Genomic DNA, 6,478 nt, shown 5'->3' with positions numbered 1-6,478 from the left:
GCCCGGCGGCGCGGCCGGGCAGCGCCGGTCACCCGTTCGGCTCGTGAACCGTGACGACCTGGCTGGCCTGCGCCGGTCCGGTCCGGCCGTCGCCGGCCCACCGCACGGTGTAGGTGTATTCACCCGCGTCCGGTGTGTCGGCGAACATGTACGACCCATCGCTCCTGACCGCAGCCGACCACCAGCGGGTGCTGCCGGCATCGGCATTGAGGGTGCGCTCGACGATGACCCGCAAGTTGCGCGGCAGAGGGATGCCCTCGAACCGCAGGACGCCCCTGAACACCAGCGTCTTGTCGAGGATCTCTGGCCCCGTCAGCGTCACCGCGGTCCCGTACCTGACCGCCGTGGTGACCGAGGCCCTGCTCCACCGGTGCTCCCCGTCGCCCTTCCAGCGCACGGTGTAGGTGATCTGCCCGCCGACGGGCGGCTCATCCGTGACGGTGAAGGCTCCGTCCGTCGCTGTCGTCACGCCGGGCAGTTCCGCACTGGTTCCGTCGGGCAAGGTGCGGGTCACGGTGAGTGGTTGCGCGCCCGGAGCCGTCCCGCCGGCGAACGCCAGGTGCCCCGTCATCGTGAGCGGCGCGTGCGCCGTTCCGCCGGGAGCGGCCGTCAGCGTCAGCGTGGACGCCGGCAGGGTCACGTCGTGCAGCCGCCACAGGTAGAGCTTGTCAGCGGATGACTTCACCAGGCTGAAGACGTCCCGGCCCGAGAACGCGACACTCCCGCCGACCACCTCGCCTGTGGAGGTGTCCTCGGCGAAGACCTTCGCCCCCGATGCCGCGTCGTACACCGTCATCGCCACGCCCGTGTCGCGCGCGCCCGCGATGTAGGCGCCATCCGGGCTGATGGCGACCGCCGACGGCCATCCGTCGAACTGAGGCCCCTCATAGCCGCGTACCTTCGCCAGTGTGGTGGTGTCCCACATGTCGAACGAGTACGGCAGCGCGAACGCCGAGATCGCGTGCGAGCCGTCCGGGGTGACGGTGACGTCCTTCAGCGAGTAGTTGTCGTACTTGTGCCCGTCGATCTCGCCGCGCAGGACGGGAGCAGGGCCGCTCACGTCGTAGACGAACAGATCGGCCGGGCTGCCCGCCCCTTCGCCCACCACCAGCGTGTTCCCGGCCGCCGCGATGCGCGGACCTGCCTTGAGAGGGGTCTCGAACGGCGACGGCTCTGGCGTCGCCACCGACAGGTCAAGGCTGAGGACGCCGTCAGCACTGCAGTCGTGGCCGACCCACAGCCGCTTCCCGGTGAGCGCCAGGCTCGTTGGGCACGGGTAGGCGGCGAGGTCGATGCGCCGAGTGATCTCCAGTGTGGCGGTGTCGATCTCGGCCACCTCGTTCGAGCCGGTCAGCGCCGCGTAGAGGCGGTTGCCGTCGTCCGTCATGACCAGGCTGTGCACATCGGACAGACCCGTGACGGTGCCCGTGAGCTTGCCGGTGGTGTCCGCGACGACGATCCGATCGCCGGCGGCGACGGCGATCTTGCCGCCTCCGACGACCAGGTCACCGGCGCTGGCGGCGACGCCGAGGTCGGTCATGGAGTCCTCGGCCGAGGCCGCGGGCGCCAGGGCGACGAGGAGGCCGGCCGTCAGGGCCAGAACGCTACCGAGCGCGACCGGCCGGAACGCGGCGGATCTGCGACGTTCCGCGGATAAGAGGGGCACGTGGATCTCCGCTCGTGAGAGATGGGGAAGAGACGAAAACGCCCTGATCAAGCCAGAGGAGCGCACCTCAGGTCAAGATCAACCATCAGTAGTCACCGGTGATCATCGACCGGAGGCCGGTCGCCTATAGTGATCACAGCAGGTCGGATGGTCCGGCAAGCGACATCAAACCGTGACCATGCCTACGTGGCCCGCCGGAGACACGATGACACCCGAGGCAAAGGCCAGCTACGTCCGCGCGATCGGCACCCACAACACCGCCAGTCGGTCGCGGCCCGGGGGACTCGGCGGCCGCGGAGCAGGGCGAGTTGGCACGGTCATGCCGGACGGGATCGCACACCACCTCGACGACCCGACCTTCGCCCCTGCCGGCCTCCTCCGCCTACCCTCGGTGCGAGGGCCGCCGCGGAACACGCGCGAGGAGTCCGCCGAGAGCGGCGGCGAGAACCGGCATCCCGACGACCATGGCCACGACGGTCAGCCACGGGGTTTCGAAGGGCAGCCGTGGCGGTGACTCGTATGTGGTCGGAGCCGTCAAGGGCCATATCAGCAACATCCCGATGGGAGATCCGGCGACCGCGCCCAACACCGTTCCGCACAGCGCGCTCAGCCCCGCGCGAGAGGCTCCGAACCACCGGAAAGCCGCGACCGATCCGCCACCGGCCCGCCTCAGCACATGCCCCAGCCGCGCATTCGCGCGCTTGTCGCCGCCGGCTGCCAGCGCACTGCCGAGGGCGACGAGGAACCCCGCCCCGGCGGCGAACAGCCAGCCGGTCGAAGCCTGGAATCCCCGCTCGACATAGGTTTCCGCGATGTTCCCCAGCCGGCTGTCGAGCCGCTCCTGCTCGTCCGCCGAGGTTCGGTGGAGGGAGGGATCGACGATCAGCTCGTCCGGCTCCAACGGGAAGCCGAGGTCACGGACGGCCTTCGCCGGGATGAAGATCGTCTGCAGGTGAGGGTCGGCGGTTCCGGCCACGACCGCCGGGATGGTCTTGCTCGCCAGGGGGTCGTCCTCACCGGTCGCATCATAGGAGATCTTGACCGTGTCGACTTTGACGTCGGCGGTCGTGACCACCACGGCCGTGCCCTCGTCGTACGGCGTCGACCTGTCGCCCGTGAGATACCGCAGCAGCGACTCGTCACCGATGACCTCGGCCGGATAGGCGGACTCGTCCGGCAGTTCGACGTTCTCGGCGCGCGCGCCGAAGTACCGGAACTCACCTGTAGGCCGGCCCGGAATCTCCACCTGAGTGATGGACACTCCGGGTAATTCCTGCTGGATCGCCGCACGTACGGCACTGGCGCGCTCCGCCGAGAATTGCCCTACCAGGAGGGTGCCGGGCCGGGCACGGGGCAGGTAGTCGGCCCCGCTCTGCCCCGTCACGCCGACCATGATGATCGTCAACGCGACAGCGAAAGCCGTCGCCAGCATCGTCATCGTGATCGCGAGAGCCGTAGCCGCACGGCGACCGGCCAGGTCACGGACCGCCAGGCGAGCGGGCAGCGGCAGTCGTTCCGCCTGCCGGCCGAGGATCTCCAGCAGCCAGGAGGCGAACGGGCCGAAGCCGAGGAGAAGCAGACCCGCGCCCAAGAGAGTCGCCAGCATGATCTCGATCCAGGAGATGATGCCGTAGCGCGACTCTTCACGCGCCGACCACGCACCGATCGCCATCACGCAGATGCCGGCGGTCGACAGGAACCATCCCCCGGCCACATATCTCCGGCGTATGCCCCCATGGCGGCTCCGCGGGGCGGACAGCACGGCGACCGCCAGAGACGCGCCTCCGGAGATCGTGGGAATGCACGTGACCACGGCGATCTTCAGAAGCGTCGAAAGCTCGTTGAGCATGGCCGAATCGTAGGGGCGAACTTGGGCTGACGGCGTACGGGCAGGTCCGCCGGGCGCACCGGCGGCGCCCACCCCGCATCGCGGGGAAGATCGTGGCCACACTGCGGGGTTCCAGTAGCCTCCCTTGGGCTTGTTCTGTCCGGTGAGCGGCGTTTGTTCCGAATGACCGGACAGTGATCACGCACACCGCGAAGCTCGAAAGGCGGCCGATCAGGTGCCCCTGCTCTCCATCATCACGCCCAGCTACCGGCCGGTGCGGGAACAGCTCCTGGAAGCCTACGCATCCGTCCGTTCGCAGCAGTTACCCCAGGGCTGGGAGGTCGAGTGGGTCATCCAGGAGGACGGCGACACCGGCGCGGTGCGGGACATCCTGCCCGGCGATCCCCTCGTGAAGTTCGCCACGGGGCGCCGGGGTGGCGTCGCGCTGACACGGAACATGGCGCTCGCGCGGGCCGACGGCGATGTGGTCAAGAACCTGGACCAGGACGACATCCTCACCCCCGGCGTGCTCGCCCGCGACATCGACGTCCTCACCTCCGATCCCCTGGTCCAGTGGACGACCTCCCCGGTCCTCGACCTGCTGCCCGACGGGACGACGGTCGCCTTCGACAGCGACCCGGCGCCGGGACGGATGGAGCCGGGGTTCGTGCTCGAACACTGGCGCACCCACGGCTACCGGCTTCCCGTTCATCCCACGAGCATCTGCATCCGCCGGCAGTTGGCCGTCGCGCTCGGCGGATGGATGGGGGTCCCGGGGTCGGACGACACGGGCCTGCTGGTGCCGGCCAGCGTCGTCAGTTACGGCTACTTCCACGGCGAAGCGGGCCTGCTCTACCGGAAATGGCCCGGGCAGGAGACGGCGGCTTCCGCCCACTACGCACCGATGGAGCGGGAACTGCGCATGAGGCTCATCGAGGAGCGGGCCGAGACGGTGCGCAAGTTCTGGCCGCACGTCATCGGCGCCTGAGCGGCCGGCTTCAGCGGCGTTCGAAGCGCCCGGGACCCGTCAGCCGGCTCGCGCCAGCCGGTACTGCGTGGGCGTCACACCGTACGAGCGGCTGAACCAGCGGGTGAGGTGGGCCTGGTCGGTGAACCCGACCTCGCCGGCCACCCTGGCAGCGGGGTGTCCCAGGGCGAGCAGGCGGCGGGCGGCGCGCAGGCGCACCTGGCGCTGGTACTCGCTCGGCGCCAGGCCGTAGGCCGAGCGGAAGGCCCGGTAGACGGCGTACCGGCTGCCGCCGGTCCAGGCCGCGAGGTCGTCAGCGCCGATCGGGTCGGCGTAGCGGTCGTGGATGAGTTCGCGCGCCTTCGCGGCGAGCCGCGGGACGGCGGTCGGACGAAGGGCGGCGGGCGGGGGCGCGGGTGTCCGCGCGGCGAGACGCGTGAGGGCGGCGACGGCGGAGGCGAGCGACTCGTCGCGTTCGAGCGGGCCGGCGCCGCGCGACAGCACGGTGTGCAGCCCGCGCAGCCGCGCCGCGAGGACGGGCGAGCTGAGGACCGGGGCGGCGAACAGCGGCAGCCCGACGGCGCGCCCGGCCATGTCCGCGAGCACATCGGTGATCAACTCCTGGCCGATGTGCACGATCCGGTACGTGAAGCCCAGTTCATGCGCCGCGTGCCCGTCGTGCACCTCGTCGGGGTTGAACGCCATCACCATCCCGGCCGCGCTCGTGTGCCCGGCCCCGCGGCAGGTGAAGGTCTGCGCCCCGTGCTCGGTCACGCCGAAGGAGTACGTCTCGTGGCTGTGCCGGTGATAGCGATGGCGCAGGAAGCTCGCGTACATGGCCTCCAGCGGCAGCTCGGCCGACCGCCAGTACCTGGTCCACTCCCGGGCCTCGGGATCCCCGCCGGTCATCTCCGCATCACCTCATCCCGGAGCGGACGCTCGCGCGCATACGGCGCACGAGCGTACAAGACCGGCGGGTCGCATCGGACCGAGGATGCTTCCTGCCGGCGCGCCCGCCTCCTCAGGTCCGGGCGCGGAAGAACGCGTTGCAGAGGTGACCCCATGGCGAGCACGGTGACGAGTGACGCCGTCAGGACTCGGCCCTACCTCCTGCTGGCCACGACGATGCTGCTGTGGGGAGGCGGGTTCAGCAGCTCCAAGGTGATCGTCGACCATCTGCCCCACTCCGTGGTCGCGACGTTGCGTTTCGGCGGCGGTGCGCTGGCCCTCCTGTTCGCCCTGCGGCTGTTGCGGCAGGGCAGTGGCCGGCGTACGTCGCCGCGGGACTGGGCGCGTGCGGCCGGGGCGGGCGTGCTCGGCGTCTTCGTCTACAACCTGCTCTTCTTCTGGGGGCTGTCGCTCGCCCCGGCGATCGACGGGAGCACCATCGTCCCGGTCATGAGCCCCGTGCTGACCACCGCCTTCCTGCTCGTGGCGCGCCGGGAGAAGGCCTCGGCGGCGCGGATGGCGGGGCTGGCCATCGGCGCGGCGGGCGCCGTGGTCTTCTTCGTGGGTTCGGGCGGAGCGGCGGACGCGGGCCAGGGCCGGCTCGCCGGCGACCTGCTGTTCCTGCTCAGCGCCTGCTGCTGGGCGGCGTTCACGCTGTCCGGCCGCCGCGTCCTCGCCGGCATCGAGCCGCTCAGGGCCACGACGTACGCGACGCTGAGCGGGGCGGTGCTGCTGGCCGTCCACAGCGCGCCCGCCGCCGACGAGGTCGCCTGGCAGGACGTGCCCGCCTACGTCTGGCTGAACGTGGTCTTCGTGGCGCTCGGCCCTACCGCGGTGGCGAACGTGCTGTACTACCGGGGCATCGACGCCGTGGGGCCCGCCTCGGCGTCCGTCATGATGTTCATGGTGCCCGTCGTCGGGACCACGTGCTCCGCCGTGTTCCTGGGTGAGTCCTTCGGCACGGTGCAGGCGGTCGGGGCGGGCGTGCTCCTGGTCGGAGCCGTCCTCGCCGTCACCCAGGGCAGGCTCCCGAGGCGGCGACCCGCCGCCGCTGAGGAACCGTCCTGAG

Annotated in this window: 5 protein-coding genes; 2 read left to right on the top strand and 3 right to left on the bottom strand. The window is 70.7% G+C overall.

All coding sequences use genetic code 11. From position 1 onward, the window contains the following. Positions 1–28: 28 nt before the first annotated feature. Entirely contained in the window at positions 29–1,666 is a 1,638-nt protein-coding gene (locus AB0H81_RS27325; RefSeq protein WP_358380272.1) for a WD40 repeat domain-containing protein, read from the bottom strand. 382 nt (positions 1,667–2,048) lie between these two features. After that, on the bottom strand, positions 2,049–3,515 hold the full coding sequence (locus tag AB0H81_RS27320; protein ID WP_358380270.1) for a hypothetical protein: 1,467 nt from the start codon (positions 3,513–3,515) through the stop codon (positions 2,049–2,051). Between the two features lie 214 nt (positions 3,516–3,729). Between AB0H81_RS27320 and AB0H81_RS27315 the strand changes: the two genes are divergently transcribed. Beyond that, positions 3,730–4,482, top strand: coding sequence for a glycosyltransferase (locus AB0H81_RS27315; RefSeq protein ID WP_358380268.1), 753 nt, complete (start codon positions 3,730–3,732; stop codon positions 4,480–4,482). Between the two features lie 39 nt (positions 4,483–4,521). Here AB0H81_RS27315 and AB0H81_RS27310 read toward each other — a convergent pair whose 3' ends face one another. Continuing rightward, the gene (locus tag AB0H81_RS27310) at positions 4,522–5,370 is read right to left on the bottom strand and encodes an AraC family transcriptional regulator (RefSeq protein WP_358380266.1); all 849 of its coding nucleotides are present in this window, start codon (positions 5,368–5,370) and stop codon (positions 4,522–4,524) included. 153 nt (positions 5,371–5,523) lie between these two features. Between AB0H81_RS27310 and AB0H81_RS27305 the strand changes: the two genes are divergently transcribed. Continuing rightward, positions 5,524–6,477: a DMT family transporter gene (locus tag AB0H81_RS27305; protein ID WP_358380264.1), complete on the top strand. Its 954-nt coding sequence runs from the start codon at positions 5,524–5,526 to the stop codon at positions 6,475–6,477. Position 6,478: the final 1 nt, after the last annotated feature.

The organism is Nonomuraea sp. NPDC050691, assembly GCF_040654455.1.
In the GTDB taxonomy this organism is placed as follows: Bacteria; Actinomycetota; Actinomycetes; order Streptosporangiales; family Streptosporangiaceae; genus Nonomuraea.
Note: the sequence above shows the minus strand (reverse complement) of the source record. Positions and strands in the feature narration are given on the sequence as shown.